The following is a 26,627-nucleotide window of genomic DNA, read 5'->3' as shown; positions in this document are numbered from 1 at the left end:
GGCGCGAAATGACTCCTGAATCGGTCATGATGATGGGCACTGAGGCGATGAAAGTCGCCCTCGCCCTTGCCGCACCTTTGTTGCTGGTTGCCCTCGTCACGGGTCTTATCATCAGTATCCTGCAGGCGGCAACCCAGATTAACGAAATGACGCTGTCCTTCATTCCGAAAATAGTCGCGGTCTTTATTGCCATCATCGTTGCAGGTCCGTGGATGCTTAACTTGCTGCTCGACTACGTGCGTACGCTGTTCAGCAATATCCCCTACATCATCGGGTAAGCGACGCTATGTTGCAGGTGACCAGCGTTGAGTGGCTCCACTGGCTGAATCTTTACTTCTGGCCCCTGCTGCGCATACTGGCGCTCATTTCAACGGCTCCGATACTCAGTGAACGCGCCATCCCCAAGCGAGTAAAACTGGGGCTGGGGTTGATGATTACCATGGTTATCGCTCCGCTGCTTCCCCCCGTAAACGTGCCTATCTTTTCTGTCGGCGCGATATGGCAGGTGATGCAGCAAATCCTGATTGGCATCGCGTTAGGGTTCACCATGCAATTTGCGTTTGCCGCGGTGCGTACCGCCGGGGAAATCATCGGGCTGCAAATGGGTCTCTCCTTCGCAACCTTCTTCGACCCGGGCAGTCGCCTGAATATGCCCGTTCTGGCACGTCTGATAGATTTGCTGGCGATGCTGCTGTTCCTCACTTTTAATGGTCACTTGTGGCTTATCTCACTGTTGGTGGATACCTTCCATACTCTGCCTATCGGTGGCCATCCGGTTAATAGTAATGCCTTTCTCGCGCTGGCGCGGGCGGGAGGGCTTATCTTCCTCAATGGCCTGATGCTGGCTCTGCCGGTGATGACACTGCTGCTCACACTCAACCTCGCACTCGGTTTGTTAAACCGTATGGCGCCACAGCTATCGATATTTGTCATTGGTTTCCCACTCACCCTGACCGTGGGTATTTCATTAATGGCCGCGCTAATGCCATTAATTGCGCCCTTCTGTGAGCGCTTATTCAGTGAGATTTTTAATTTGTTGGCTGACATCATTAGTGAAATGCCTTCAAAATAATAACCCTTATTTTTTATCCTGTTTTACTAAGGATTGTCCTAAATCCAAATACAGGTAACATCCACCAGGATAACGCTGTCGCGGTTTATTTGTTTTTGCCTCACTCACATAACGCAACATTTACTTTACTTTAAGATGTTTCCTGGCAAATTATACGCAACTTTACGGGATAGTAAATTCGCCTGAAAACAGCGAAAGCGTCATATTGGGTCGTTATTATTCCGTTTAGTTGTGATGAAATAATCAGGTAAGGGGAATTATCGTTACGCATTGAGTGAGGGTATGCCATGTCAACGATTATTATGGATTTATGCAGTTACACCCGACTAGGGTTGACCGGATATCTGGTAAGTCGAGGGGTGAAGAAAAGGGAAATCAACGATATTTCAAGCGTTGATGAGCTCAGCATCGCCTGTGTCTCACTGCAGCCGTCTGTGGTGTTTATTAATGAAGACTGCTTTATTCACGATCCGGACAACAGCCAGCGAATTAAGCAAATCATTAATCAACATCCCAGCACTTTATTTATTGTGTTTATGGCAATTGCCAATGTCCATTTTGATGAGTATCTCTTAGTAAGAAAGAATTTATTAATCAGCTCTAAGTCGATTAAACCAGATTCACTGGATGAACTTCTTGGCGATATTCTGAAAAAGGAAGTGGATATTATCATTGATGTGAACCTGCCAACACTATCATTAAGCCGCACCGAATCCAGTATGCTACGTATGTGGATGGCCGGTCAGGGAACAATACAGATATCCGATCAAATGAATATCAAAGCGAAGACAGTTTCATCTCATAAGGGGAATATAAAACGAAAGATCAAGACACATAATAAGCAAGTTATCTATCACGTTGTACGACTCACGGATAACGTCACCAATGGTATCTTTGTGAACATGCGTTAGGACGTTCTGACTGGTGGGTTCGCCACCAGTCAGAATCAGCACCTGAATTACTCCACCTTTTCCACAAAGATACCATCCTGATGGCCTGACTCATTAAAGAACCAGATACCGAGCGGGTAGTCTTCCAGAGAAACCAGGTACATGGTGCCTTCACTAAACTCTTCAATCGCCAGTACCCGGCCTGGCCGACGCGGCCCGCCGTCCGTTTTGACTGTAACCCGATCATTCACCTTCATCGTTTTCCTCCTGTGGCTTTGTGCCAGTGTAGAACAAATTCCTTTTCCTGGCAGCGCCCTGCTCGCGTGATTGCGGGTTTTCTCGACGGTCTATACTTAACTTGTACGTATCAGAGATTCTGATACGTGCTCCGGTATCCTTAACGGTTGAGAGGTATGAGGATGAAAACCGCGAAAGAGTACAGCGATACGGCCAAACGTGAAGTCAGCGTCGATGTGGACGCACTATTGAAAGCTATCAACGAAATCTGCGAAAGCGAAATTCACCGCAGCCATGATGACCCCGATCGTGTCAGCGTTGATGGCCGGGATTATCATACATGGCATGAACTGGCCGACGCGTTCGAGCTTGATATCCATGATTTTAGCGTGACGGAGATCAATCGCTGACTTTGGGCGAAAAAAATCCCGGCCCTTATCGGGCCGGGATCAAGCTTGCTTATGCAAGAAGCACTTGAAAATTCGTTACACCAGGAAATCTGATGCGAAACCAACCTTATCTGCAATTTTTTTGCCTGACAAGTAAATAATTCTCACCAAAATGATAAATATAACTAATGGTTGAGAGATCACCAGGTTACGCCAGCCTGTGATATTCAGGCATCCTGGCGTAGCGGACTGCGTTCGCCAGGAACCAGTTCATCTTCACGAAATGCCTCCCGTTTGACGCCAAAACCGTCATACCAGCGGCACTCCACCATTCCACTGGCATACCCGGTAACGATCATGCGTGGGCCACCCTCTTTCGCGGTGACTTCCTCACTGACAGAAAAGACCATACCTGCCTCCTGTATCAAGAGAAACCTTTTCACCTTAGACGACAAAGAGACGTTTTGCGTAATCTACCACGCGACAATTAGTGCGAAACTCCGCGTAATCTGGCCACCATGTTTACCAGCATTACCACGATCCCACCAATAATAAAGCCGAGCACCAGATTAAGCAGGGTCGGAAGCATGAGTGCAATGAATGAACTCTGTTGCTGGGCAAAATGCTCAATCGCATGATGCAGCGGTGCAATGCCGTGTACCACAATGCCGCCGCCAACTAAAAACATCGCCAGCGTGCCAACCACGGAAAGTGATTTCATGAGCCAGGGAGCAACCACCAGCAATCCCTTCCCCAGAGCCTGAGCAAGTGCGCTGCGCTTTTCTGCCAGCCAGTAGCCAATATCATCGAGCTTCACAATAATACCGACCAGACCATACACGCCAACGGTCACCACCAAAGCGATACCCGACAAAACCAGTACCTGATTCAACAACGGTGCATCCGCCACAATACCCAGCGTAATGGCCACAATCTCCGCAGATAAAATAAAGTCAGTACGTACCGCCCCTTTGATTTTATCTTTCTCAAACGTCAGCGGGTCCTGTGCGGCAAGAGATGTCAGACGCTGCTGTCGTTCTTCTGGCGTTTCCTGGTGTTTTCGCGCTTCCAGGGTGTGAAGCACTTTTTCCACCCCCTCAAAACAGAGGAACGCCCCACCAATCATCAATAAGGGCGTGATCGCCCATGGAATAAAGGCGCTGATCAATAGCGCCAGCGGCACCAGGATAACTTTGTTGACGAAAGATCCTTTAGCCACACTCCAGACCACCGGAAGCTCGCGGTTCGCCCGCACGCCCGATACCTGTTGCGCGTTAAGCGACAAATCGTCTCCCAGCACACCCGCCGTTTTTTTCGCGGCCAGTTTTCCCATCATTGAGATATCGTCCAGAAGCGTGGCGATGTCATCAAGCAAGGTGAGTAAGCTACTTCCTGCCAAAATTTTAATCCTCAATATTATTTTTTTGCAGTCATAAGTATGAAGTAAAACACGCCATGCTGAAACTGGCCTTTCTGGTCAACAAATATTTAACAACGGCAGGCAATTATAAATCTCGCCAGCATGATAGTTTTGACGTTTACTATGTTGCACCTTTTTATTTCCACCGTGAGGGATTATGCGTTTCAGGCAATTGTTACCACTTTTCAGTGCGCTCTTCGCGCTGTACATCATTTGGGGTTCCACGTACTTCGTTATTCGCATTGGTGTTGAAAGTTGGCCGCCGTTGATGATGGCTGGCGTGCGCTTTCTCTCTGCAGGCATTTTATTAACCGCATTTTTACTGATTCGCGGACATAAGCTGCCACCACTGCGCCCGCTCCTGAATGCGGCACTGATTGGTATCCTGCTATTGGCGGTGGGCAATGGCCTCGTTACTGTCGCAGAACATCAAAACGTCCCTTCCGGTATTGCCGCTGTGGTGGTTGCTACCGTCCCGCTGTTTACCCTGTGCTTTAGCCACTTTTTTGGCATCAAAACACGCAAACTGGAATGGATAGGGATCGCCATTGGACTCGCCGGGATCATCATGCTTAACAGCGGTGGTAACTTGAGTGGTAATCCCTGGGGGGCGGTATTAATCCTGATTGGTTCAATGAGCTGGGCGTTTGGCTCCGTGTACGGCTCACGTATCACCTTACCCGTTGGCATGATGGCCGGTGCCATTGAAATGTTAGCCGCGGGTATTGTGCTGATGTGCGCATCGCTGCTCTGTGGAGAAAAGCTGACCACGATGCCAACCTTCTCCGGTTTTATGGCGGTGGCATACCTCGCTCTGTTCGGATCAATTATTGCGATTAACGCTTATATGTTCCTTATCCGTAATGTAAGCCCGGCTTTGGCGACCAGCTATGCCTACGTCAATCCAGTGGTGGCGGTTCTGTTAGGTACGGGCCTGGGAGGTGAAAACCTGGCGTTGATCGAGTGGCTGGCGCTCGGGGTCATTGTTTTTGCCGTGGTATTGGTGACGCTGGGGAAATACTTATTCCCTGTCAAAGCGGACGCGGTCGCAGCCTCATCGGAAAAGTCGTTACAGTAAATGAATACCCTGAGTGTCGATCTGCGCGGTGGCTCCGCCGCCGCAGATCCATTCGATAACCCGTTCAGACAGTGCCTCGTTACCCAATTTCTCACGCCCACGCAGGGCGCATTCCCAGACAATCAAGACCCGCCATCCCAACGCCTGCAATTTATCGCAGTCCCGCTTATCACGTTCCACGTTTTTTCCAATCTTCTCCAGCCAGAACGCCGTACGGGTTGCCGGGACTTTAAAGAGATAGCAGTTGTGATGATGCCAGAAACAGCCATGGGTAAAAATCACACACTGATAGTCATCCACCACAAAATCGGGACGACCAGGTAACGTCGCATCCTGCACACGAAACGTTACCCCTTGATCCGTCAGTATGTTGGCCAGACGTTTTTCGATCGCCGTATCGCGGGTCCCTATCGCCCGCATATTTTTACTGCGCGTCGCCTTATCGTGAACGTCTGCCATGCTGCTGTTCTTTCTCGCGTAGCGCAACCGCCTGTTTGATCTTCGGCTCCAGCAGTTTGGCTACCGCCGCAAATGCCGGGACGACCACCGAATTACCGAACTGGCGGTAAGCCTGGGTATCTGATACCGGAATGCGAAACTGGCACCCCTGAGGAGACTCAAACCCCATCAGGCGTGCGCACTCTCTGGGCGTTAATCGACGAGGGCGATGTCGCTGATTGGCGGGATCATCGAAATCCTGTTCACCCAGCGCCATATCCCAGCCGCGGTCTATCAAAATTTCTGCCCCATCCTTATAGTAACGTGCGGATAATGTACGCGTTACGCTATCGGGGTTGCCGGGATAGACCATACCGTAACCAAACCCATTACCCCGTGCCTGATGTTTTTTCGCATAGCGATACAGGTATTTCCACAGCACCGGTGTCAGCACATATTTCGCATCAACGGTCGGTTCAAGCAGCTCTGCGAGCGTCGTTCGACGCTGAGGGTAGCGGCTGACAATATCGCGTAACGTAAAGTCTGACTTCAGGTTCAGATCCCGGCGAAAACCGACGAGCACAATACGTTCGCGATGCTGGGGTAAAAAATGTTGCCCATCGATAATTTTCGGGTCATCCGGGCCATTATCTGCTGCATCCGCCACGTCATAGCCCAGTTCATCCAGCGTTTGCATGATGATGCGAAAGGTTTTCCCCTGATCATGACTTTTCAGATTTTTGACGTTTTCGAGCACAAATATCGCTGGTCGACGCGCATCAATGATTCGCACCACGTCAAAAAAAAGTGTGCCTTGCGTATCGCACGCAAAACCGTGGGCGCGTCCTAACGCGTTTTTCTTTGATACACCCGCCAGAGAAAATGGCTGGCAAGGGAAGCCGGCCAGCAGGACATCATGATCGGGAATGTGTTGACGAATATGCTCTGCAGCCTGCTCGTCACTTACCCCCTCATGATGGCTGAGGGTGATATCGCGAATATCTTCATTAAAATGGTGCTGCTCAGGATCACAATAGTTGTTCGCTTTATAGGTGCGAACAGCATGTTTGTTCCATTCACTGGTAAACACACACTGCCCGCCTATCGCTTCGAAACCACGGCGAATCCCGCCTATTCCGGCAAAAAGGTCGATAAAGCGAAAAGCATACTGCGGATGATGTGCAGGCGGCGTCGGTAGTAAGGTCTTCAGGTGGGCAAATTCACGATCGCTCAGGCGGTGCCATGTCTCGTTCGCAACCACGCGCTTGAAGATGGCCGGGCTCCAGTGATGCTCACCAACGCCATTAAGATGAGCCACCAGCGTTTTCACGTCATAAATCTCAAGCAATTTAGCCAACATCACCTGCACGGGGATCCCGGTATCATCTGTCATCAAGTTCATGGTGCCTGTTACTGAAAAATTATCCTGCATACGTTTAACCGGCCGAAATGGATAGTCGACAGGTTAACATAAATTGGCGCGATTGACGTTTCAGCCGTGATGACTACTGATATGCTTTAAAGGGTTGAATCGCCGCAAGATCCAACATTTCATATTCTCCTTTTAATTCTGCACTGAGTTTCGCCATATACGTCAATAAGAAGTCAGCATTATGCTGCGCCAGATGCCGCCCGTGTTCGGTTTGCATTGTCAGTGGCAACGTCAGCAGTTTGGTCTGGAAATGATCGAGCGCGTACTGTTTATCATCCAGGTTGCGCTGCCGGGCAAACGGATCCTCCGCATCAAACAATGCCACACCCAGCGAGCCAGAAACGGCGAACACACGCGCCAGACCGATAGCACCGAGCGCCTCAAGTCGATCGGCATCCTGAACGATTTTGGCTTCAAGGGTAGTGGGCGTAATTTTTGCGCTAAAACTGTGCGCAGCAATAGCATGACTCACCGCATGTAGCCGATCCTGAGGAAATTCAGGAAATTCCTGTGACAGTACACGACAGGTTTCCTGCGCGGCCAGTAGCGACGAACGATGACGATCGGGATGGTTTTTCGGCAAACTGATAAGGTCATGGAAATAACATGCGGTCAGAACCACCAGCCAGTCAACGGTTACATCCGTACTCAGCTGCTGTGACGTCATCCACACCCGACGAAAATGAAAAATATCATGGGCAGCATCCTGCCCGTGATGATTTTTGCGCAACCATACTTCAAATTGCGACTGCCAGTAGTGTAACTCCATGCTATTCCTCACGAACGCGACGGGCATATATATACAATATAAATTATCTTACAATTTTCATAATATCAAATTATTAATCATGATGAATCTTCACCAGAACCTTTTGATTATAAATACGACCAGACAAGCCATAATAAAATCGAATTTAATACAAATTAAATATAAACCATAAAAAATCATAAGCTACTGATAGATATTTAATTTACATGGCAAATGCAAAAATAAAAAACATATAAAATAAATATAAAAAAACCAAATAGAAACATTTTGAAATCTTTTAAATACATTTGTTACACGTTATATTTCAAAACAAATGAACTTCATAGAATAGTATCCAAATATAGCTTTTCGGATAAAGCTATACATTCACATTAATTATTATCATAAGGAAATTCATAATGAAAAGAAAAGTTCTGGCACTTCTTGTTCCGGCTTTATTAGCCGCTGGCGCAGCAAATGCAGCTGAAATTTATAATAAAGATGGCAATAAACTGGATCTCTACGGAAAAGTTGACGGACTGCATTATTTCTCTGACGATGCAGGCAGCGACGGCGATCAGACCTATGCGCGTATCGGCTTTAAAGGTGAAACACAGATCAATGATATGCTCACCGGTTACGGCCAGTGGGAATATAACATTCGAGCCAACGGCACCGAAGGTAATAAAGGCGATTCCTGGACTCGACTGGCCTTTGCCGGTTTAGGCTTTGGTCAGAACGGTACCTTAGATTACGGTCGTAACTATGGCGTGGTCTACGACGTTGAAGCCTGGACCGATATGCTGCCAGAATTTGGTGGCGATACCTACGCCCAGACCGACGTGTATATGACCGGTCGTGCTAACGGTGTTGCCACTTATCGTAACAAAGGCTTCTTTGGTCAGGTTGATGGTCTGAATTTTGCTCTGCAATATCAGGGTAACAATGAAGGACACAGCGGAAATCAGGAAGGTTCTGGTAATGGCAACGGTCGTAAACTGGCGAAAGAAAACGGCGACGGTTTCGGTATGTCGACCTCCTATGACTTCGACTTCGGTTTAAGCCTGGGTGCGGCGTACTCCAGCTCAGACCGTACCAATGATCAAGTTGCTCGTGGCCGTGGCGATCGTACTCATGCCAATAGCTACGCTGGCGGTGAAACAGCTGATGCCTGGACCATTGCTGCGAAATATGATGCCAATGATATCTATCTGGCTGCGATGTATGCAGAAACCCGCAATATGACCTATTACGGTTCAGGTGATGGATTTGCTGGCGGTATCGCTAACAAAACACAGAACTTTGAAGTTGTGGCTCAGTACCAGTTTGATTACGGTCTGCGTCCGTCCGTATCTTACCTGCAGTCCAAAGGTAGTGATTTAGGTGGTCAGAAGGTCAGTCATGGTAATTGGCGTTACGTTGACAAAGACCTGGTCAAATATGTTGAAGTGGGTGCGACTTACTACTTCAACAAGAACATGTCCACCTACGTTGATTATAAAATCAACCTGCTGGATGAAGATGACAACTTCTATGAAAACAACGGTATCTCAACTGACGATATTATTGCCCTTGGCTTAGTCTACCAGTTCTAATTTTGTACAATACGTATCGGGCCTGCTTCATATGAAGCGGGCTTTTTGTTTATTTGAGGGGGATTTGCCCCCCGGCATAGCTGCCCGTACTCCAGTTTTCGAGACGATTTCATTGGTAATATTTTCAATATGTTAACTTTTTTAGCTGGTATACCCGCAATATTTCCACTTCATAAAATTCAACTAGTTACTCGTTTACCCATACTTAATATACCAACACGTTCTGAGCTAAAACCTATACTTCAAAGTACAGCCTGGAGGTGAAAATGTGTGGAAGATTTTCCCAGTCAATGTCGCGTGAAGACTATCTCGCCCTGCTCTCTGAAGAAGCTGAACGCGACATTCCATACGACCCAGAAGCCACCGGACGTTTCAACGTAGCGCCAGGCACTAAAGTTCTGCTTCTGAGCGAACGTGATGAACAACTGCATCTTGATCCTGTGCTTGGGGGTACGGCCCCTGGATGGTGGGATAAACCGCCGCTAATTAACACACGCTCTGAAACAGCAGCCACCAGCAGAATGTTTAAGCCACTCTGGCAACATGGCCGTGCTATTTGCTTTGCTGATGGCTGGTTTGAGTGGAAAAAGGAAGGAGACAAGAAACAGCCCTACTTCATTCATCGGGCCGATGGTCAGCCGATATTCATGGCAGCGATTGGCAGCACACCATTCGAACGTGGAAATGAAGCAGAAGGATTTCTGATAGTGACGGCTGCCGCCGATAAAGGACTTTAACGTTTACATAATCGAGGATGCGTCCATGTCCAGTCGTCATTGAATCTCCCCCCTTTTCCAACATTGTTACTATAATCTGAATTGTGCATTATCCAACCTACCACTCCCTGGCTTGTCCAGCCATCTGGACAGTTCTCTGTATTAGTAACTACCACAAACTTCAACGCAACTTTTTCTTTATTCGAATCATTTTCTAAAGATAATGTTTTTGCGGAAAGTGCAAAGCTACTTGCCTCAAGCTTGTCCACTCGGTTTGAAATGTTTTGAGCCATATCTATTGGCATTCTTTCATCTTGTGGTAAAAAAACAGTGTAGTTACCTAGATTGGTGGCCAGTGTTATTACTTGCTCTTCATACGTTTTAACCCCTGAACTTTGTGCCTTAGCAGTTCTCGAACAAGAAATACTAATGCTTGGTTCAACTTTGGTGTACGTTTCTTCAGTTATATTTTTAAGCTGTCCATCAACTTGTGATTTACATAAAACACCATCATCAGGAGTAGGGAACAATCCTTTTAACTCTAATTTCGTTGCTGAACCGCTTTGCAAATAAAATACGACGGATTTTGCGTTTGGTATTTCATGCGTCACCACTGCTCCAGTCGCAGCGATCCGCAAGCATGAATCTATTGTTTCCAAAGACTTGGTAGCTATCTTCTCTTCGTACGAGAATTTTCTCTCGGCAGCAGTTGCTACTGACGAGTAATTTTTACAAAAATTTCTAAAGCCTTCTTCTGTCGAAGAATAACTCCCAGTAAATTTAATTGGAATGGCTTTTATCACCATATCTAACCCAATCCCGCCACCAGATGTTTTTGTGGAACCACTCTGGTCACAATATTGGTCAAATGCACTATTTAGAAATGCTGATGACTGGCTCGATATATTATATTCTTTTAGAGTGTTGGCTAACCCAACACAGCTATTCATATCTGCAAATGAAATGAGTGGAATGAAAGCCAAGCTTATAGAAAATATTTTTTCTGTTTTCATCGACTCACCCATGACATTGATTGCAAATTTAAAAATACTTCATTATATAATCGTTCACATTTCAATTACTGGAATAGTAGTTTTGTATGAATTTTATGAGCACCTTAAATACTCACGCGCTATCTAATGCATAATAAATCAGAATATCTCATTGTATACCGGGGCGAGAACATCTCCCTCTTCATCTGCCATTGTTGCTTCGATGTTTATCCTGATGGGTGCATCGGCACTGTTTTCAGGAACAAGAATAACTACCGGGTTTAACTGCAGACGTTTAACAGTAAACTCGCCATCAATGGCAGCAATCACAACAAAAAGATATTCTGACTGAAAGAATTACAGCCTTACCTGTACCAGCAGCGTCCACCATTATCCGCCTGACTGGCATCGGGCAGTTCCTCACAATCAGGAAGAGTTACACCTTGCTTAGTGATCATGCGATATCCATCGGAACTGGTATAATCGTCATTCTGCCGTTCATGATGGTGATGATGGTGTTCCTTACGGTCTTGCTCACGTTTCGCATCAGCGTAACGTTGTGCAAAATCTGCAGAACAGCCAGACAATAAGGCTGTGAGTGCAATAAATGTGATTGTCTTTTTCATGTGTTGTGTCTCTCTTATTATTAATCAGCGAACAACTACCGATGCAACAGCATCGTCCTGTCCCCAGACCAGGGTCACGTAATGTTCCCCCTTACGATATTTAGTGCCGTCCTGAGAAATGCGCGTCCATCCGTCAGACTCCATTACATCGACAGCCTCTCCACGGAAAGATCCAACCACCATCTGATTTAAATGAGTGCGGATTACATCCGGAGAATTATTGCCACCATGGCGACGGGTATTTCGTTCATTCTGTTCCGCAGTTTTGTGAATATCACAAGTGGTTCCTGCATTCATTTCAGTACAACCGGAACGCTCAAGCTGAGCTCGGTAATGAGCATTAATAGCTAATGCAGGTGATGAATGAATTACAGCAACAATGGCAAAAACAATTAACTTTTTCATGGTTTACCTCTTACTGGATTGTTAGTACTTACAACACCCGTGCGATATGCCTGAATTTCCGTTTCTGTACAGGCTAATAATGTCAGGCGTAGTAACTCTTCCGCCTTTTTACCTTCCGTTTTTTTGACATACCTCTTGAACTCATAACTGAATTAAACCCAGCAAGAGCTGTATCCGTATCTTTATTAGCCTTTACTATTACATCTGAAATTGATTTCCCTTCTGCTTTTGCCTTACGCCCATTAATGCTACATTCATCAAGCAAGCTTGCTGTTGATTCAAGTTCGACAGAGCCTGGCTTTATATTTGCTTCTTTGAATATATTTTGTACTTTTTCCTGCGACGTTTCCTCGCCAGATTGTTGTGAACAGACCAGATAAGTCTTTAAAAAAACCCACTACTGCGCGGGGCGTGGGAGTTAAGTCCACAAAGAACAGTTGGCTAATGGTTTTCTCAATGTATATCTTTAATATTTACTTTCATAACAACCTCGCAATTAAAACATTATAAAATGATGCTTAAATGTATACCGCCGTTATTGAAACCCAATGATAAAAAAGGTTACCACGCATGCAGTCACAGCATATTAGCTCACCTATCAAACCCATTAAGATGCAAATCATGCACATGTTTAGATATGTGATAAATATCACTATTTATATGAGGCATGCAAATTATTTTAATCACCTGCTACTTAATAGGAATATTCTGACTCTATATTTTACGTGCAAGCCAAAGTAAACATTCACTCATAATCATAAAGTCATAACCATTGGCCACATAAAAAGTTGAAGGTAATTTACAGCGAGGTTACTAAATTATTAATGGAAGGCTGACATATATATCACCGAGTTGTTTCAGTGATGTATTGCAAATGAAGTGATATTGTATCTCAAGCCTGTTACCTTTCGTTAAGGCCACACACCCCAATGGCATAAGTATACGACTGGGGTTAATAGTTTTATGATAATTAATTCATAGTATAACAATACTCATTACCACATTTAAGAGCAGCTACCTACTCCCAGGTAAACACGATAACCAGCTCTTTCTAACTAATTAATAAAACCAGTCGCCAGCGCTTTCCCTGGTATCCTGAAGGATTGATTCAATTTTCTTTTTGTCGTCCTTGTCACCGCCAAAAATACTTACCCCATCCGACCCGGCACGGCGAATTGTGAGCCTGCAATTGTCATAGTGATCATTCAGGTGCTTAAGCAATTCTTTCTCCAGTGCTGGTACTGCGTCCACGGAAATGGTCACCATTTTAAGAGCACAAATTGTTAATTTCCTGTCAGTAGCAAAAAGAAAGGGACCCAGGACCAGATGATTGAATTTACTATACTTTTGTAAAAATTATTTTCTTTCTGCTGACATAATTCAGGTAAATTAGCGCATGCTGGATTTCGACGAATAAAGACTACATTTTCCATCTGCAGGAGATCATCGTCGGGAACCGAATTTAAACCCAGATAGCGACATCACAATATCAAGGCAGCAAGTCATTCCTTACCTTGCGGTGGCATAGCCGGTGGCATATACCAGTTCTCTTTGGCCACCATCACACTATTTTCCGGTTGCAGCACAAAGTTAGGGGACATAATCTGCACATTAAATTCATTGAAGACATCCTGAATATTGCTGTGTAGTTCGTTACGGGCATCTGCCAGCGACACACCCGGTAACAGGCATACCTGCAACTCGTAGGCAATATACCAGTCCATCAGATTCAATTGACGAACCAACGGTGGCTGTGAAAGATCAACGCCATTGGCTCGCTTGCCCGCCAACTCCAGCATTGCATGGACCTGACGCCAGGGAGTGTCATAACCAATAGTGACACCAACAGTTAGGTTGACACCTCCGTTAGCGCTTTGTGAGCTCAAATTAGTAATTTTCCCGCTTACCACTACCGCATTAGGTACTGTGACCACATAATTTTCACGGGTGATGATTTTTGTCGCCAGCATACCGATTTCGCTTACTTGCCCCTCGTTATCAGCCACCCGAATCATGTCCCCTTTTCGCAGAGCACGAGAGTAGATCAATACCAGCCCACTCATTGCGTGGTTCATAACCCCGGCCGAACCCAGTGTAAGCATCAGTCCAAAGAATACACTGATTCCTTTAAATGCCAGGGAATTGGCCCCGGGTAAGAAAGGATAAGCTGCTGATAACGCAAAGAGCCATACCACTACGGATATCAACTTACGGGTGGCTCCTACTGTCTCTGGATGAATACCCGGCAATTGTAAACGCCCTGCTTCCACTTGGTTGAGTACCGCCTTTAACAGCTTCAGGATTAATGCTGTGATGAAAAAAATGATTACTACGATCATTAACCCCGGCAGGGCCGAGACGATAGACAGTGCAATCCCTTGCACCACGCGTACAGGCCAGTCACCCAATGATTCACCCCAGACGCGCGTCCAGGGAAACAGGCCGAACACCCAACTGAGCCAGACATACAATGCCACGATGCCGATCAGAATTATTAGGATGGTATATAGGCGTGTTTCGATTGGGCCAATAAAGCGTCTCCAATGTTGGGGGATCACGCTACGGTTCTCAATAATGCGCCGACGATACACACGGCTCACCCAGCGACAGGAACGGTATGAACAGTACCAGAACAAAACCAGTCCCAGGAATCCCACTGCAGTCTTCACTGCTGAAAGTACCAGCCAGCCACTGTTAAACTGATCGCTCAGCGCTTTTCGTTGCTTCTCCATGCGCACCAACACACGATTTGCCGCCTGATCGAGTGTGAGATCATCCCCTTCATCCAGGTCACCAGCGCTCAGCAACATCACTGGTTTACCGTTCATCACGATAAGCCTTCCCGGTTGGTTATAACGGGTGACAGAAACGATTTTTAGCGGCTCACGCACATCGGTTTCAGTGAAGTTTCGCAATGTGTTACGGATACGTAGCACCCGCTCCTCCGGCGTGCTCAAACCAAACTTCGCCTGAAGCATTACTATCGGTTGATGGAAGATATACACGGTGCGGGCACGTTCTTGCTCAGAAGGTTGCTGCCGGGGTTCAGCGGCAATCGAAGTAAAAGCGATCAGAGTAGTAAAGCAGGTTAAGAAAGCGAGCAGGATCCTTTTCATCACAAGCACCCCAAAGGCTAATTATCTTGTTATTATCTGAATCGAAATACGGTTTCATCCTCTCTTGAGCATAGACTAGCGTTTTGCTTATGCAACGCCTGTAAGAAATGGTTTTACTTGTATTATCGATGAAGTTAACTCAGCAGTTTGAGGGGATTTAACGCAATCATTCCGTACAGTCATTCAACCTGAATATAACTCAATGCCTACCTCCGTCCTTTCTGATACACACTGAAAACGTGTTGATTGTTGTCACTCAGAATGAAGTCGAGTTAACCTCACGTTTTCGCAAGTACGTTCACTCCTGGCTCCATCGAACAACTTTGCAGCAGAATAATTGAACTTGGGGTAGGTAAGCATAAAGCAGAATGAATGAAAAACATGCTGGTTGGTTATTTGTCGCGGTACTGTCGTTACATGATGCTATATTCAGATGGCTCGACAAGGATGGTATGGAGAGAACCACGCTCAGTTTCCGGCAGACGTTGTTTCATGATGCGATGAGCGCTCCCGCCAGACAATCCAGGCAACTGCCGCTTCCCATGACATATATCCGTTATTGCCATGTTTTGCCCTGCGAAGGTCAACTGCATCACCAAACCTTTCAATGATGAATTTTTCAAATTCTCTGCGTTTTTCTTCGTCGTTTGTTGAATCCATGTTCTCCCCAGCAGCATCCTACTACTCGCTCTTAATGCATAAAAAATAACATATCCGTTAGAGAGTGAAAAACCCGCCATAGCGGGTGTGATTTTGATGGTGAGTGCCATTTTTCGGCAACTATTTCTGACAAACCTTCTTAGATTTGCTGACAGAGCCATCATTACAAACAAACTTTTCGCCCGCGTACAGATATTCATCTTGATTGATGTATTCGTTATGGTTCTCGCTAATGTCGGTGAGAAGGTGCAGCACCTGTCCGTTCTCCGCCGCCAGCTCCCTGCGCTTGCTCTCGGCGTTAGCTAGCTGTATAGCCAGTTCTTCGTTTTGGGATTGCAGCTCTTCAATACCAGCTTTTGCAATATCACTGGCAGGAAAAAAACAGATAGAAAACTGCCGTGTACTTTTCATGATCTCAAAGCCAGGGGAATATCTGATTACGAAGGTTCGAGTAAGGACAAACAACTATTCTCAGGTCACAAAACTGAAAGCCAAGTTGTGGTTTATGACAGAAAAGTGAAAATTTCTCCCACACTGGATCTTCCAGTATTGGGTAAATCAGAAGATGATGATGGCGAGTTTTATACCAAGTGAATATACCAACACTATACCAAGTGTGACATGAGTCGTTGAATGGAATTTAGCTAAGTGTTTGAATAGTGGCGGAGAGAGGGGGATTTGAACCCCCGGTAGAGTTGCCCCTACTCCGGTTTTCGAGACCGGTCCATTCAGCCGCTCTGGCATCTCTCCGTTCTGGTGGTTGCCATGATGCCAGGTAATTTGGCATTTTAACAGACCCAGTTCCGTCAATTTCGTTCAAGTGACGAGTTTGCGAGCAAAACGATGATTAAGTGGCCCTGGAAAGAGCAAGAAACAGCCCGGAATGATGACTGGCCCTGGGATGACGCCCTGGCAATTCCTCTTCTGGTGAATCTTACTGAACAAGAACAAGCCAGGCTTATTGCCCTGGCCGAGCGTTTTTTACAGCAAAAAAGATTGGTTGCACTACAAGGATTTGAACTGGACGCACTGAAAAGTGCACGAATTGCTCTGCTTTTCTGTTTGCCTGTTCTGGAATTAGGCATCGAGTGGCTTGATGGTTTTCATGAAGTCCTCATTTACCCTGCCCCGTTTGTCGTGGATGACGAATGGGAAGATGATATTGGGCTGGTGCACAATCAACGGATTATTCAGTCAGGCCAAAGCTGGCAACAGGGTCCGGTGATCCTGAACTGGCTTGATATCCAGGATTCCTTCGATGCTTCCGGCTTTAATCTGATTATTCATGAAGTGGCACATAAACTTGATATGCGTAATGGCGATCGCGCCAGCGGCGTTCCGGCTATCCCACTGAGGGAAATTGCGAACTGGGAGCACGATCTCCATGCCGCTATGAACAACATCCAGGATGAAATCGATCTGGTGGGTGAAACGGCCTGCAGTATAGATGCCTACGCAGCAACCGATCCTGCAGAATGCTTTGCGGTATTATCCGAGTATTTCTTCAGCGCCCCCGAGTTGTTTGCACCACGCTTTCCGGCATTGTGGCAACGTTTTTTCCAGTTCTATCGCCAGAACCCAATGCTTCGGTTGCGCGATAGCCAGGAAGAAGACCATTTTCGCTCATCAAATGTGCATTAATACCGAATTTGAAGATTAATTAACCAATTGATATGACGTATTAATTTTACTGTTGACACGTCATGGTGAGGTCAGTAATATGCGCCTCGTTCACACGATTCCTCTGTAGTTCAGTCGGTAGAACGGCGGACTGTTAATCCGTATGTCACTGGTTCGAGTCCAGTCAGAGGAGCCAAATTTAAGAAGCCTGCTCAGGAAACTAAGCAGGCTTTTTGCTTTATATCTGATAATCAATCATCACTTCATCAGGTTCCATTGCCTGGCGTTTAATCTCTTCCACCGATAAACCTGCGTTGCATAGCTCGATGAATCGCCAGACGTAATTACGTTGCAACTGACCGCGTTTGAGCCCCAGCCAAACGGTGTTTGCATCAAATAAATGCCGGGTATCAAGGCGGGTTAACGTCCCCTCCTCCTGCTCGCCACTGGATTGCTCCGCCACCAGCCCGATTCCCAGCCCCAGCGCGACATACGTTTTAATCACGTCCGAGTCCTGTGCACTGAGAATAATATCCGGTACCAACCCTTTACGTGCAAATGCCTCATCAATACGTGAGCGCCCCGTAATGCCCTGCCGATAGGTAATGAGCGGCCAGTGAGCAATAGACTCAAGCGTAAGCGGGGAAGCCTTAACTAATGGATGATCGTGTGGAACGAGCAGGCTGTGCTGCCAACGAAACCAGGGAAACGCCACCAACAACGGATCGCTACTGAGTCGTTCACTGGCAATACCAATGTCAGCGCCACCATTTTGCAGGAGAACATCAATTTCTTGCGGTGTCCCCTGGATAAGCTCCAGGCGAACCTCCGGGAAGAGTTCACGAAATGCTTTGATCACCGCAGGCAGACTATAGCGTGCCTGCGTGTGCGTAGTCGCAATAGTCAGCACACCAGACGTGTCATTGGTAAACAGGTCCGCCAGTCGGCGAACATTGCTGGCTTCATTAAGAATACGCTCAGCGATCACCAGCAGTGCCTTCCCCGGTTCGGTCATGCCAAGTAAACGCTTACCACGGCGAATAAAAATTTCGATGCCAAGTTCATCTTCAAGTTCACGAATATGCCGACTTACCCCCGACTGCGAGGTATAAAGAATATTCGCGACTTCCGTCAGGTTGTAATCCTGACGGGCCGCCTCGCGGATTATTTTAAGTTGCTGGAAATTCACTTTTCGCTCCGGGTACATCAGACATTACGCTATTGTTAAAGTCTGACGCCCGGCATAACAAATAATAAAAACCTGCATCTTATTCCTGGCTGGAATAAGGTTTAACTCACCAGCTGTAGCTCACGATTTTCCAGAGCCGGACGGCTAACCAGCGACAACAGAATCTCTTTCACCGCCTGAGCCTGTGGTGTCAAACTGCCTCTGGCTGACATGTTAAGCGAGAGGGGCAGATTCATTGAGGGCGTTGTAATCCGCGCCATCCAGCCATTCGCTGCATGACATAATGCCCGGGCTGCCGATTCAGGCAACACCGTCACCCCCATACCGCTGGCAATCGCGGCCGTTAAGGTGGAGATAGAATCAATTTCACCTATTACTTTGGCCGTTAAACGGCGCAGTGAGAAGGCTTCGTCAACACGGAGGCGAACCGCACTGTAGTCCCGAGGCAGAAACAAATTCATCTGCGCGACTGCAGTTAAATCAACACTTGGCCCAGGACATTCACGCGTCCCCACCAGGAAAAGGTCCTCTTTGAGTAACGGTTGACTGGAAATACCAGCGATCGGCGAGCGCTCATAGAGCACCGCCATATCTAATTGACCACTGAGCAGTTTATCGTTCAGCACCGCCCCGCTGTTTTCATGCAAATAGACCAGTACATCGGGCAGCTCTGCGCGAACGGTCTGTAATAACGGCATGGTAATTGATGATGCCGCAGTGCCAGGTGCCAGACCAATAGAAACGTGTCCACTCAGGGTCTGCCCTACATTATTGACCGCAAGCTGCGCCTGTTCACACTGACGTAATATCGTCCGGGCGTGCGTATACAACACTTTCCCTGCTTCTGTCGGCGTAACCCCACGTTTGGTGCGGATCAACAACTGTTGATCCAGTTCCCCCTCCAGCGTAGCAACCTGCTGGCTCAGCGCGGGTTGAGCGATATGCAATACTTCCGCGGCCTGGGTCAGGCTACCAATATCGACGATTTTTACGAAGTATTTCAGTCGTCTGAAGTTCATTTTGCCTCCTGTCGGAATACCAGAACCCATGCTGGCAGTCATGGAACTCAGGAGTGCAAGATACTTGCCAGTTTCATCTGCAGACGATTATTTAATGTTAAGCTCCCGTTAAGTAAGGGATGGTGCTGGAAAGTGATAGCTTTTACTGATTCCGCCTTTTTCCGGGCTGCCCCACAAGAGGTAGACACGCACCAGAATGGGGCAAATGTCTAAAAAGCATGAAAGATCGCCGCTTTGTTGAATTTGTCAGCAAACGAACACACAATTGCATTTACCCCTTTGACAACCCCCATCGCCCTCGCTAATATGCGCCTCGTTCACACGATTCCTCTGTAGTTCAGTCGGTAGAACGGCGGACTGTTAATCCGTATGTCACTGGTTCGAGTCCAGTCAGAGGAGCCAAATTTAAGAAGCCTGCTCAGGAAACTAAGCAGGCTTTTTGCTTATTAATTTCTTCAATCGTCTTATTTTTCATCTTGCCCTCTTGTAAGGGATAAAATCGTTTTATCTTCTCGTCTGTCGCGGTAGTCTCATTACAGTCGTTTATATCCCGACTGCAATGTGCGTAACCTCACTCCAATACTAATAATGAAAAAACAGTACAGACAGGATAACTATGGATTCCACCCTCACCTCCACGGGTCCCCAGCAGGACACCTCATCGCTTAACCGTGCCCGACGTGCCGCACTCGGCAGCTTCGCAGGTGCTGTGGTCGACTGGTATGATTTTCTGCTTTATGGCATCACCGCCGCGCTGGTATTCAACCGCGAGTTTTTTCCGCAGGTTAGCCCAGCGATGGGGACGCTCGCTGCCTTCGCCACCTTTGGTGTCGGGTTTCTGTTCCGCCCACTAGGCGGGATCATCTTCGGCCACTTTGGCGATCGCCTGGGCCGCAAACGTATGTTGATGCTTACCGTCTGGATGATGGGTATTGCAACTGCACTGATTGGTATCATTCCCTCTTTCGACACCATCGGCTGGTGGGCGCCAGTCCTGCTGGTGACGCTACGTGCCATTCAGGGTTTCGCCGTCGGCGGCGAGTGGGGTGGCGCGGCATTACTCTCTGTTGAAAGTGCCCCGAAAAATAAAAAAGCCTTCTACAGTAGCGGCGTTCAGGTAGGTTACGGCGTTGGGCTACTGCTCTCTACGGGGCTGGTCTCGTTGATTAGCTCGCAAACAACCGATGAGCAGTTCCTGAGCTGGGGCTGGCGTATTCCGTTCCTGTTCAGCATTGTGCTGGTTCTGGGCGCGTTGTGGATGCGCAACAGAATGGATGAATCGGCTGAATTCGAACAGCAAAAACAGGAACCCCAACCGGTGAAAAAGCGACTGCCGGTTATCGAGGCACTCACCCGTCACCCGGGGGCATTTCTGAAAATTATCGCCCTGCGTCTGTGTGAGCTCCTGACGATGTACATTGTTACCGCGTTTGCTCTCAACTACTCCACGCAAAACCTGGGACTGCCGCGCGAACTATTTCTAAATATCGGGTTACTGGTTGGTGGGCTGAGTTGTTTGACTATCCCCTGCTTTGCCTGGCTTGCCGATCGCTTTGGCCGTCGGCGCGTCTATATTACCGGGGCACTGGTCGGTACACTCAGCGCCTTCCCGTTCTTCATGGCCCTGGAAGCGCAGTCCATCTTCTGGATAGTGTTCTTCGCGATTATGCTGGCCAACATCGCGCACGATATGGTGGTCTGCGTACAGCAGCCAATGTTTACCGGCCTGTTTGGCGCAAGCTATCGCTACAGTGGTGCGGGGGTGGGTTATCAGGTCGCCAGCGTTGTCGGCGGCGGTTTTACGCCTTTTATTGCCGCTGCATTAGTGACTTTCTCCGGTGGCGACTGGCACAGCGTTGCCATTTACCTGATGGCCGGATGCCTTATTTCGGCCGTCACCGCAATGTTGATGACAGATAAGCAACACGCGTAAATCTTTATGCGAAGGCCATCGGGTCTTCGCATAATCTTCCTCAACGTCTGACTTTTGTTTCACATTCCTGTGACATACTATCGGGAGAGCAGTACACCTGTGGAACAAGGAGACAGACATGAATAATAAGGGCTCCAGCCTGACCCCCGCTCAGGCACTGGATAAACTGGACGCGCTGTACGAACAGTCGGTGAAGGCTCTGCGTAGCGCCATTGGTAAGTATATTGAAACAGGGACGCTCCCTGACGACATCGCCCGCCAAAACGGTCTTTTTGTTTACCCATCGCTTTGTGTCACCTGGGATGGCAGTGCCACAAACCCACCGAAAACGCGCGCATACGGGCGTTTTACCCATGCAGGCAGCTATACCACGACCATCACCCGCCCGTCGCTTTTTCGCCCTTATCTTGAAGAACAACTGACGCTGCTGTATCAGGATTATGATGCGCATATTTCCGTCGAGCCATCACAGCATGAAATCCCCTATCCCTATGTGATTGATGGTTCTGAGTTAACGCTTGATCGTTCGATGAGTGCCGGACTAACGCGCCATTTCCCTACTACCGAACTCTCACAAATTGGTGACGAAACGGCTGATGGTACCTACCATCCGGCAGAGTTTTCTCCACTGTCGCACTTCGACGCCAGACGGGTAGATTTCTCTCTGGCGCGTCTGCGTCATTACACAGGAACACCGGTTGAGCATTTTCAACCCTTTGTGCTGTTCACCAACTACACCCGCTACGTGGATGAGTTCGTACGTTGGGGCTGCAGTCAGATCCTTGACCCGGACAGTCCCTATATTGCGCTGTCATGCGCAGGCGGGATCTGGATCACTGCAGAAACCGAAGCACCGGAAGAGGCCATCTCCGATCTGGCATGGAAAAAACACCAGATGCCTGCCTGGCATTTAATTACCGCCGACGGTCAGGGGATCACGCTGGTGAATATCGGCGTCGGCCCCTCTAACGCCAAAACCATTTGCGATCATCTGGCCGTGCTGCGTCCGGACGTCTGGTTGATGATTGGCCACTGTGGTGGTCTGCGCGAAAGTCAGGCCATTGGCGATTATGTTCTGGCTCATGCCTATCTGCGCGACGACCATGTACTGGATGCCGTGTTGCCGCCGGATATTCCGATTCCCAGCATCGCCGAAGTTCAGCGTGCACTGTATGACGCCACCAAAGAAGTCAGCGGCATGCCTGGTGAAGAGGTTAAACAGCGGCTGCGTACCGGCACCGTCGTCACCACCGACGATCGTAACTGGGAATTACGCTATTCCGCTTCTGCGCTGCGGTTTAACCTCAGCCGTGCCGTCGCTATTGATATGGAGAGTGCCACTATTGCAGCCCAGGGCTACCGCTTCCGCGTCCCTTATGGCACGTTACTTTGTGTTTCCGACAAACCACTGCATGGCGAGATCAAACTGCCAGGTCAGGCCAACCGTTTTTATGAAGGGGCCATTTCTGAGCACCTGCAGATTGGCATCCGGGCTATCGATCGACTGCGTGCCGAAGGTGACCGGCTGCACTCCCGCAAATTACGTACATTCAATGAACCGCCGTTCCGTTAAGGCCTGAAGGTAACTATGCACAACTCAACTCCCCTTTCCGCCCTGCGCAGTCTGCTGTTAACGCAGGGACTGGATGGCATGATTGTTCCCCGCGCCGATGCTCATCAGAGCGAAGATTGCACACCGCACGACAATAAACTGGCCTGGCTCACCGGCTTTAGTGGCTCCGCTGGTCTTGCATTGGTACTTCGCGATCGCGCGCTGATGTTTGTCGATGGGCGCTATCAGGTCCAGGTGCGTAACGAAGTCTCTCTTGATGATTTTGAAATCCATCATTTGCACGATGAACCTCTGGCCGACTATTTGCAGGCTTACGTCACCTCGGGTGCGCGTATCGGCTTTGAACCTCTGCTGATGGTCAACAGCCAATTTGAAGCACTGTCGGCCACTCACTGCAAACTGGTTCCGATGGAACGCGATCCCTTCGACCAGATCTGGCTCGACCGTCCAGCCGCCCCCTGTGGTGTTATTCGCGAAATGCCCATTGAGATAAGCGGTGAAAGCAGCGCGCATAAGCGCGTAAGAATAGTGGAGCAACTGACTCAGCATCAGGCCGACGTACTGGCGATCACGCTGCCGGATAACATCGCCTGGCTACTCAATGTACGTGGTGCCGATCTTGCGATGGTTCCGGTTCCTTTTTCGTTTGCCCTGCTACATCGCAGCGGCGAACTGGAGTGGTTTGTTGATAATAATAAGACGCAGCAGCTGCCTGCATCATTGCTGGAGACAGTCACGCTGGCCCCGCAAGAAAACTTTATCTCTCGCTGCCAGCAACTTGCCCAGGGAAAGCGTTTCCTAGTTGATAAAGACTATGCGCCAGTCGCGCTGCGGTTTGCCATTGAACAAAACGGGGGTGAGGTTCTCTGGGTCCCCGATCCCATCACGTTGATTAAAGCTCATAAAAATGACGTTGAACTGGCAGGGTATCGGGAATGCCATGAACAGGATGGCGCCGCATGGGTCAACTTTCTGGCCTGGCTGGCGCATGAAGTGCCATTGCGTGAGGCGGCAGGTAATCCTGTCACTGAACTGGAAGCACAAGCCAAACAGCTGGCGTTTCGCCAGCAGCAGCCCGGATTTATAGAACAAAGTTTCGGTACTATTTCCGCCTCTGCCAGCAATGCGGCGATGTGCCATTACCATTCGAGTGAGAAAACAAATACGCCCATCACCACACAGGCAATGTATCTGAATGATTCCGGCGGCCAGTATCAAAATGGTACTACGGATACAACCAGAACACTCGCCTTTGGTCCACAGGATCCGCAGCGACGGCTGCATTACACCGCCGTACTGAAAGGGTTTTTATCACTGATCTCATTGCAATTCCCCAGCGGTACGCAGGGTCACCAATTGGATGCGTTTAGCCGTCGGGCGCTTTGGGAGTTGGGTCTGGATTTTGACCACGGCACAGGACACGGCGTAGGCCACCAGCTACTGATCCACGAGCAACCGCACCGCATTGCGAAGAAAGTGAATCCCTGGCCTTTGGTGGCGGGTAACATTATCACCATCGAACCTGGCTATTATCTGGCTGGACAATATGGGATCCGCATTGAGAATCAGGTGGAGATTATCAATAGCCGACCCGGTTTTTGCCGCTTCTCTACCCTGACGCTGGTCCCCATCGATCTGAACCTTGTTGAATTACATCTGCTGAGTGATGCAGAGAAACAGTGGATTGATGATTATCATCAACAGGTAAGAGAAACGCTATCGCCACGCGTGGGCAGCGACGCGCGCCCGTGGCTGTTTGCTGCGACGGCGCCAATTCGCGTTCAGGCTAATTAAGGCATAAAAAAGGCAGCCCGCAGGCTGCCTTAGTTCTCCCCAACATCTTACTGCTTAGCTGTTACGGATGTACTCATCCATTTCAGTTTTCAGGTTATCGGACTTGGTACCGAAGATAGCCTGAACACCAGAACCCGCGACCACAACGCCCGCCGCACCCAGTTTTTTCAGGCCAGCCTGATCCACTTTGGCAACGTCAGCAACGCTGACGCGCAGACGCGTGATGCACGCATCGAGGTTAGTGATGTTTTCTTTACCGCCAAACGCGGCAACCAGTGCCGGAGCCATTTCGCCAGTCGCGCCCGCTTTGTTGTCTTCAGTCGCATCTTCACGACCCGGAGTTTTCAGGTCCAGCGCTTTGATCAGCACACGGAAGATGGTGTAGTAAACAATCGCGTAACCAATACCGACAATCGGGAACAGCCACAGTTTGCTGCTGTTACCGGACAGAACGATAAAGTCGATCAGACCATGAGAGAACGACGTACCGTCGCGCATACCCAGCAGAATACAGATTGGGAATGCCAGGCCTGCCAGAATCGCGTGGATGATGTACAGGATCGGTGCCACGAACATGAAGGAGAACTCGATCGGCTCAGTGATACCGGTCAGGAACGAGGTCAACGCAGCGGAGATCATGATACCGCCCACTTTCGCACGGTTTTCCGGTTTAGCAGAGTGCCAGATTGCAATAGCGGCAGCAGGCAGACCGTACATTTTAAACAGGAAGCCACCGGACAGTTTGCCCGCAGTCGGGTCACCAGCCATATAGCGAGGGATGTCGCCGTGGAATACCTGACCCGCAGCGTTGGTGTATTCACCGATCTGCATCTGGAATGGAACGTTCCAGATATGGTGCAGACCAAACGGCACCAGGCAGCGTTCGATGAAACCATAGATACCAAATGCGACGACTGGGTTCTGGTACGCCGCCCATTGGGAGAACGTCTGAATAGCAGTACCGATCGGCGGCCAAATGAAGGACAGGACCACACCCGTGAAGATGGCAGCCAGACCAGAAATAATAGGAACGAAGCGCTTACCGGCAAAGAAGCCGAGGTACTCAGGCAGTTTGATTCGGTAGAAACGGTTGAACATATACGCTGCAATCGCACCGGAGATAATCCCCCCGAGAACACCCGTATCAGCAAGGTGTTTAGCGGCGATCTCTTCAGCAGGTAAATGCAGAACCAGCGGCGCAACAACAGCCATGGTCTTGACCATGATGCCGTAGGCAACAACTGATGCCAGAGCCGATACGCCGTCGTTGTTGGTGAAGCCTAACGCAACACCGATAGCAAAAATCAGCGGCATGTTCGCAAAAACAGATCCGCCTGCTTCTGCCATTACGTGCGATACAACGGCTGGCAGCCAGCTGAAGTTAGCGGAACCGACACCCAGCAGAATACCTGCGATCGGGAGTACGGATACCGGTAGCATCAGCGATTTACCGACCTTTTGCAGGTTAGCAAATGCATTCTTAAACATAATTGAGAGTGCTCCTGAGTATTTGTGCTTTTCTACGTTCTCACGCATTGGCGAGGGGGGAGAACCTCGCCGTGGACAGGGCATCTAAGTACCCTTTATTTATTACACAGAGTAAAATAATTCAGTTCATTTTTGTTTGACGGCTATCACAATTCAGCTGTGGATAGCCGAAAAACCCGCACATTCCGATAAAATGA

At 48.5% G+C, this 26,627-nt stretch carries 25 protein-coding genes, 3 tRNA genes and 5 pseudogenes; 14 read left to right on the top strand and 19 right to left on the bottom strand.

Features of this window, described 5'->3' with window-relative positions; translation table 11 throughout:
- Positions 1–8 precede the first annotated feature (8 nt).
- The 3 genes and pseudogenes from fliQ (at position 9) to rcsA (ending at position 1,983) form a co-directional block, all read left to right on the top strand.
- On the top strand, positions 9–278 hold the full coding sequence (fliQ, locus tag OGX95_RS09395) for a flagellar biosynthesis protein FliQ (RefSeq protein WP_003030425.1): 270 nt from the start codon (positions 9–11) through the stop codon (positions 276–278).
- 8 nt (positions 279–286) lie between these two features.
- Positions 287–1,130 (top strand): annotated as a pseudogene (fliR, locus tag OGX95_RS09390) (flagellar biosynthetic protein FliR).
- A gap of 229 nt (positions 1,131–1,359) precedes the next feature.
- The gene (gene rcsA / locus OGX95_RS09385) at positions 1,360–1,983 is read left to right on the top strand and encodes a transcriptional regulator RcsA (protein WP_286629238.1); all 624 of its coding nucleotides are present in this window, start codon (positions 1,360–1,362) and stop codon (positions 1,981–1,983) included.
- 47 nt (positions 1,984–2,030) lie between these two features.
- Here the strand turns inward: rcsA and dsrB are convergent, their stop codons facing one another.
- Positions 2,031–2,219: a protein DsrB gene (gene dsrB / locus OGX95_RS09380; protein WP_005127768.1), complete on the bottom strand. Its 189-nt coding sequence runs from the start codon at positions 2,217–2,219 to the stop codon at positions 2,031–2,033.
- Positions 2,220–2,381: 162 nt separating this feature from the next.
- Between dsrB and yodD the strand changes: the two genes are divergently transcribed.
- Positions 2,382–2,609, top strand: a complete 228-nt coding sequence (gene yodD / locus OGX95_RS09375) for a YodD family peroxide/acid resistance protein (RefSeq protein ID WP_137381521.1) — start codon at positions 2,382–2,384, stop codon at positions 2,607–2,609.
- Between the two features lie 206 nt (positions 2,610–2,815).
- On the opposite strand, the gene OGX95_RS09370 is transcribed toward yodD, so the two are convergent.
- Together OGX95_RS09370 and OGX95_RS09365 are read right to left on the bottom strand one after the other, a co-directional pair.
- On the bottom strand, positions 2,816–2,998 hold the full coding sequence (locus tag OGX95_RS09370; protein WP_061068109.1) for a YodC family protein: 183 nt from the start codon (positions 2,996–2,998) through the stop codon (positions 2,816–2,818).
- 77 nt (positions 2,999–3,075) lie between these two features.
- Complete coding sequence (locus tag OGX95_RS09365) at positions 3,076–3,987, bottom strand: DUF808 domain-containing protein (RefSeq protein WP_353655421.1); 912 nt, start codon at positions 3,985–3,987, stop codon at positions 3,076–3,078.
- Between the two features lie 178 nt (positions 3,988–4,165).
- Here OGX95_RS09365 and yedA point away from each other — a divergent pair, with 178 nt between their 5' ends.
- On the top strand, positions 4,166–5,086 hold the full coding sequence (gene yedA, locus OGX95_RS09360) for a drug/metabolite exporter YedA (protein ID WP_286629237.1): 921 nt from the start codon (positions 4,166–4,168) through the stop codon (positions 5,084–5,086).
- On the opposite strand, the gene OGX95_RS09355 is transcribed toward yedA, so the two are convergent.
- From OGX95_RS09355 to OGX95_RS09345, 3 genes are all read right to left on the bottom strand, one after another.
- A complete protein-coding gene (locus OGX95_RS09355) occupies positions 5,078–5,545 on the bottom strand; it encodes a very short patch repair endonuclease (protein ID WP_286629236.1) in 468 nt (155 codons plus the stop codon). The genes yedA and OGX95_RS09355 overlap by 9 nt on opposite strands.
- Complete coding sequence (locus tag OGX95_RS09350; RefSeq protein WP_286629235.1) at positions 5,526–6,956, bottom strand: DNA cytosine methyltransferase; 1,431 nt, start codon at positions 6,954–6,956, stop codon at positions 5,526–5,528. The genes OGX95_RS09355 and OGX95_RS09350 overlap by 20 nt, the downstream gene beginning before the upstream one ends.
- 73 nt (positions 6,957–7,029) lie before the next feature.
- Positions 7,030–7,725, bottom strand: coding sequence for a phosphohydrolase (locus tag OGX95_RS09345; protein WP_286629234.1), 696 nt, complete (start codon positions 7,723–7,725; stop codon positions 7,030–7,032).
- A 398-nt stretch (positions 7,726–8,123) separates the two neighbouring features.
- Here OGX95_RS09345 and ompC point away from each other — a divergent pair, with 398 nt between their 5' ends.
- Both ompC and OGX95_RS09335 read left to right on the top strand, forming a co-directional pair.
- Entirely contained in the window at positions 8,124–9,299 is a 1,176-nt protein-coding gene (ompC, locus tag OGX95_RS09340) for a porin OmpC (protein WP_286629233.1), read from the top strand.
- 266 nt (positions 9,300–9,565) lie between these two features.
- Positions 9,566–10,033 (top strand): annotated as a pseudogene (locus OGX95_RS09335) (SOS response-associated peptidase family protein); the annotation flags it as partial.
- Here the strand turns inward: OGX95_RS09335 and OGX95_RS09330 are convergent.
- The 9 genes and pseudogenes from OGX95_RS09330 to OGX95_RS09290 form a co-directional block, all read right to left on the bottom strand.
- Positions 10,033–11,028 (bottom strand): hypothetical protein, encoded by a 996-nt coding sequence (locus OGX95_RS09330; protein WP_286629232.1) that lies wholly within the window; start codon positions 11,026–11,028, stop codon positions 10,033–10,035. The pseudogene OGX95_RS09335 and the gene OGX95_RS09330 sit on opposite strands and share 1 nt — an antisense overlap.
- Before the next feature lie 119 nt (positions 11,029–11,147).
- Positions 11,148–11,228, bottom strand: a pseudogene (locus OGX95_RS09325) (DUF4113 domain-containing protein); the annotation flags it as partial.
- Positions 11,218–11,340 (bottom strand): annotated as a pseudogene (locus OGX95_RS09320) (S24 family peptidase); the annotation flags it as partial. The pseudogenes OGX95_RS09320 and OGX95_RS09325, both read right to left, overlap by 11 nt.
- Positions 11,341–11,372: 32 nt before the next feature.
- A complete protein-coding gene (locus OGX95_RS09315; protein ID WP_286629231.1) occupies positions 11,373–11,633 on the bottom strand; it encodes a membrane lipoprotein lipid attachment site-containing protein in 261 nt (86 codons plus the stop codon).
- Between the two features lie 24 nt (positions 11,634–11,657).
- Positions 11,658–12,038 (bottom strand): hypothetical protein, encoded by a 381-nt coding sequence (locus OGX95_RS09310; protein WP_286629230.1) that lies wholly within the window; start codon positions 12,036–12,038, stop codon positions 11,658–11,660.
- A gap of 1,059 nt (positions 12,039–13,097) precedes the next feature.
- Positions 13,098–13,304, bottom strand: a complete 207-nt coding sequence (locus tag OGX95_RS09305) for a DinI-like family protein (RefSeq protein ID WP_502872773.1) — start codon at positions 13,302–13,304, stop codon at positions 13,098–13,100.
- A gap of 236 nt (positions 13,305–13,540) precedes the next feature.
- The gene (locus OGX95_RS09300; protein ID WP_286629228.1) at positions 13,541–15,154 is read right to left on the bottom strand and encodes a mechanosensitive ion channel family protein; all 1,614 of its coding nucleotides are present in this window, start codon (positions 15,152–15,154) and stop codon (positions 13,541–13,543) included.
- 413 nt (positions 15,155–15,567) lie between these two features.
- On the bottom strand, positions 15,568–15,924 hold the full coding sequence (locus tag OGX95_RS09295) for a hypothetical protein (RefSeq protein WP_286629227.1): 357 nt from the start codon (positions 15,922–15,924) through the stop codon (positions 15,568–15,570).
- 10 nt (positions 15,925–15,934) lie between these two features.
- Positions 15,935–16,225, bottom strand: coding sequence for a YdcA family protein (locus tag OGX95_RS09290; RefSeq protein ID WP_286629329.1), 291 nt, complete (start codon positions 16,223–16,225; stop codon positions 15,935–15,937).
- Here OGX95_RS09290 and OGX95_RS09285 point away from each other — a divergent pair.
- Positions 16,217–16,408 (top strand): annotated as a pseudogene (locus OGX95_RS09285) (hypothetical protein); the annotation flags it as partial. The gene OGX95_RS09290 and the pseudogene OGX95_RS09285 overlap by 9 nt on opposite strands.
- 66 nt (positions 16,409–16,474) lie before the next feature.
- Here the strand turns inward: OGX95_RS09285 and OGX95_RS09280 are convergent.
- A tRNA-Ser gene (locus OGX95_RS09280) sits at positions 16,475–16,564 on the bottom strand.
- A gap of 93 nt (positions 16,565–16,657) precedes the next feature.
- On the opposite strand from OGX95_RS09280, the gene mtfA reads away from it, so the two are divergent.
- Both mtfA and OGX95_RS09270 read left to right on the top strand, forming a co-directional pair.
- Complete coding sequence (mtfA, locus tag OGX95_RS09275) at positions 16,658–17,455, top strand: DgsA anti-repressor MtfA (protein WP_121584795.1); 798 nt, start codon at positions 16,658–16,660, stop codon at positions 17,453–17,455.
- Positions 17,456–17,554: 99 nt separating this feature from the next.
- Positions 17,555–17,630, top strand: a tRNA-Asn gene (locus OGX95_RS09270).
- Positions 17,631–17,672: 42 nt separating this feature from the next.
- Here the strand turns inward: OGX95_RS09270 and cbl are convergent.
- Positions 17,673–18,623 (bottom strand): HTH-type transcriptional regulator Cbl, encoded by a 951-nt coding sequence (gene cbl, locus OGX95_RS09265; RefSeq protein WP_005127780.1) that lies wholly within the window; start codon positions 18,621–18,623, stop codon positions 17,673–17,675.
- A gap of 101 nt (positions 18,624–18,724) precedes the next feature.
- Entirely contained in the window at positions 18,725–19,642 is a 918-nt protein-coding gene (nac, locus tag OGX95_RS09260) for a nitrogen assimilation transcriptional regulator NAC (protein WP_005127781.1), read from the bottom strand.
- A gap of 326 nt (positions 19,643–19,968) precedes the next feature.
- On the opposite strand from nac, the gene OGX95_RS09255 reads away from it, so the two are divergent.
- The 4 genes from OGX95_RS09255 (at position 19,969) to OGX95_RS09240 (ending at position 24,942) form a co-directional block, all read left to right on the top strand.
- Positions 19,969–20,044, top strand: a tRNA-Asn gene (locus OGX95_RS09255).
- Between the two features lie 214 nt (positions 20,045–20,258).
- A complete protein-coding gene (gene shiA, locus OGX95_RS09250) occupies positions 20,259–21,575 on the top strand; it encodes a shikimate transporter (protein ID WP_286629226.1) in 1,317 nt (438 codons plus the stop codon).
- Positions 21,576–21,693: 118 nt separating this feature from the next.
- Complete coding sequence (locus OGX95_RS09245) at positions 21,694–23,148, top strand: AMP nucleosidase (RefSeq protein WP_286629225.1); 1,455 nt, start codon at positions 21,694–21,696, stop codon at positions 23,146–23,148.
- Positions 23,149–23,163: 15 nt separating this feature from the next.
- A complete protein-coding gene (locus tag OGX95_RS09240; protein ID WP_286629224.1) occupies positions 23,164–24,942 on the top strand; it encodes an aminopeptidase P family protein in 1,779 nt (592 codons plus the stop codon).
- Positions 24,943–24,996: 54 nt separating this feature from the next.
- On the opposite strand, the gene ptsG is transcribed toward OGX95_RS09240, so the two are convergent.
- A complete protein-coding gene (gene ptsG / locus OGX95_RS09235) occupies positions 24,997–26,430 on the bottom strand; it encodes a PTS glucose transporter subunit IIBC (RefSeq protein WP_005128998.1) in 1,434 nt (477 codons plus the stop codon).
- Between the last annotated feature and the right edge of the window lie 197 nt (positions 26,431–26,627).

This window comes from Citrobacter sp. Cu233, from assembly GCF_030332225.1.
Taxonomy (GTDB): domain Bacteria; phylum Pseudomonadota; class Gammaproteobacteria; order Enterobacterales; family Enterobacteriaceae; genus Citrobacter.
The sequence above is the reverse complement of the archived record's forward strand: the minus strand, read 5'-3'. Positions and strand labels throughout refer to the sequence as shown.

Excerpts from the sequence above, each read along its gene's own strand:
- ompC (WP_286629233.1), top strand. The coding sequence starts at position 8,124 with ATGAAAAGAAAAGTTCTGGCACTTCTTGTTCCGGCTTTATTAGCCGCT.
- OGX95_RS09240 (WP_286629224.1), top strand. The coding sequence starts at position 23,164 with ATGCACAACTCAACTCCCCTTTCCGCCCTGCGCAGTCTGCTGTTAACG.
- OGX95_RS09305 (WP_502872773.1), bottom strand. The coding sequence starts at position 13,304 with ATGGTGACCATTTCCGTGGACGCAGTACCAGCACTGGAGAAAGAATTG.
- yodD (WP_137381521.1), top strand. The coding sequence starts at position 2,382 with ATGAAAACCGCGAAAGAGTACAGCGATACGGCCAAACGTGAAGTCAGC.
- shiA (WP_286629226.1), top strand. The coding sequence starts at position 20,259 with ATGGATTCCACCCTCACCTCCACGGGTCCCCAGCAGGACACCTCATCG.
- OGX95_RS09295 (WP_286629227.1), bottom strand. The coding sequence starts at position 15,924 with ATGGCACTCACCATCAAAATCACACCCGCTATGGCGGGTTTTTCACTC.
- OGX95_RS09245 (WP_286629225.1), top strand. The coding sequence starts at position 21,694 with ATGAATAATAAGGGCTCCAGCCTGACCCCCGCTCAGGCACTGGATAAA.
- OGX95_RS09345 (WP_286629234.1), bottom strand. The coding sequence starts at position 7,725 with ATGGAGTTACACTACTGGCAGTCGCAATTTGAAGTATGGTTGCGCAAA.
- OGX95_RS09315 (WP_286629231.1), bottom strand. The coding sequence starts at position 11,633 with ATGAAAAAGACAATCACATTTATTGCACTCACAGCCTTATTGTCTGGC.
- OGX95_RS09300 (WP_286629228.1), bottom strand. The coding sequence starts at position 15,154 with ATGAAAAGGATCCTGCTCGCTTTCTTAACCTGCTTTACTACTCTGATC.
- OGX95_RS09355 (WP_286629236.1), bottom strand. The coding sequence starts at position 5,545 with ATGGCAGACGTTCACGATAAGGCGACGCGCAGTAAAAATATGCGGGCG.
- yedA (WP_286629237.1), top strand. The coding sequence starts at position 4,166 with ATGCGTTTCAGGCAATTGTTACCACTTTTCAGTGCGCTCTTCGCGCTG.
- mtfA (WP_121584795.1), top strand. The coding sequence starts at position 16,658 with ATGATTAAGTGGCCCTGGAAAGAGCAAGAAACAGCCCGGAATGATGAC.
- OGX95_RS09350 (WP_286629235.1), bottom strand. The coding sequence starts at position 6,956 with ATGCAGGATAATTTTTCAGTAACAGGCACCATGAACTTGATGACAGAT.
- fliQ (WP_003030425.1), top strand. The coding sequence starts at position 9 with ATGACTCCTGAATCGGTCATGATGATGGGCACTGAGGCGATGAAAGTC.
- OGX95_RS09370 (WP_061068109.1), bottom strand. The coding sequence starts at position 2,998 with ATGGTCTTTTCTGTCAGTGAGGAAGTCACCGCGAAAGAGGGTGGCCCA.
- rcsA (WP_286629238.1), top strand. The coding sequence starts at position 1,360 with ATGTCAACGATTATTATGGATTTATGCAGTTACACCCGACTAGGGTTG.
- OGX95_RS09310 (WP_286629230.1), bottom strand. The coding sequence starts at position 12,038 with ATGAAAAAGTTAATTGTTTTTGCCATTGTTGCTGTAATTCATTCATCA.
- dsrB (WP_005127768.1), bottom strand. The coding sequence starts at position 2,219 with ATGAAGGTGAATGATCGGGTTACAGTCAAAACGGACGGCGGGCCGCGT.
- nac (WP_005127781.1), bottom strand. The coding sequence starts at position 19,642 with ATGAACTTCAGACGACTGAAATACTTCGTAAAAATCGTCGATATTGGT.
- ptsG (WP_005128998.1), bottom strand. The coding sequence starts at position 26,430 with ATGTTTAAGAATGCATTTGCTAACCTGCAAAAGGTCGGTAAATCGCTG.
- OGX95_RS09330 (WP_286629232.1), bottom strand. The coding sequence starts at position 11,028 with ATGAAAACAGAAAAAATATTTTCTATAAGCTTGGCTTTCATTCCACTC.
- OGX95_RS09290 (WP_286629329.1), bottom strand. The coding sequence starts at position 16,225 with ATGAAAAGTACACGGCAGTTTTCTATCTGTTTTTTTCCTGCCAGTGAT.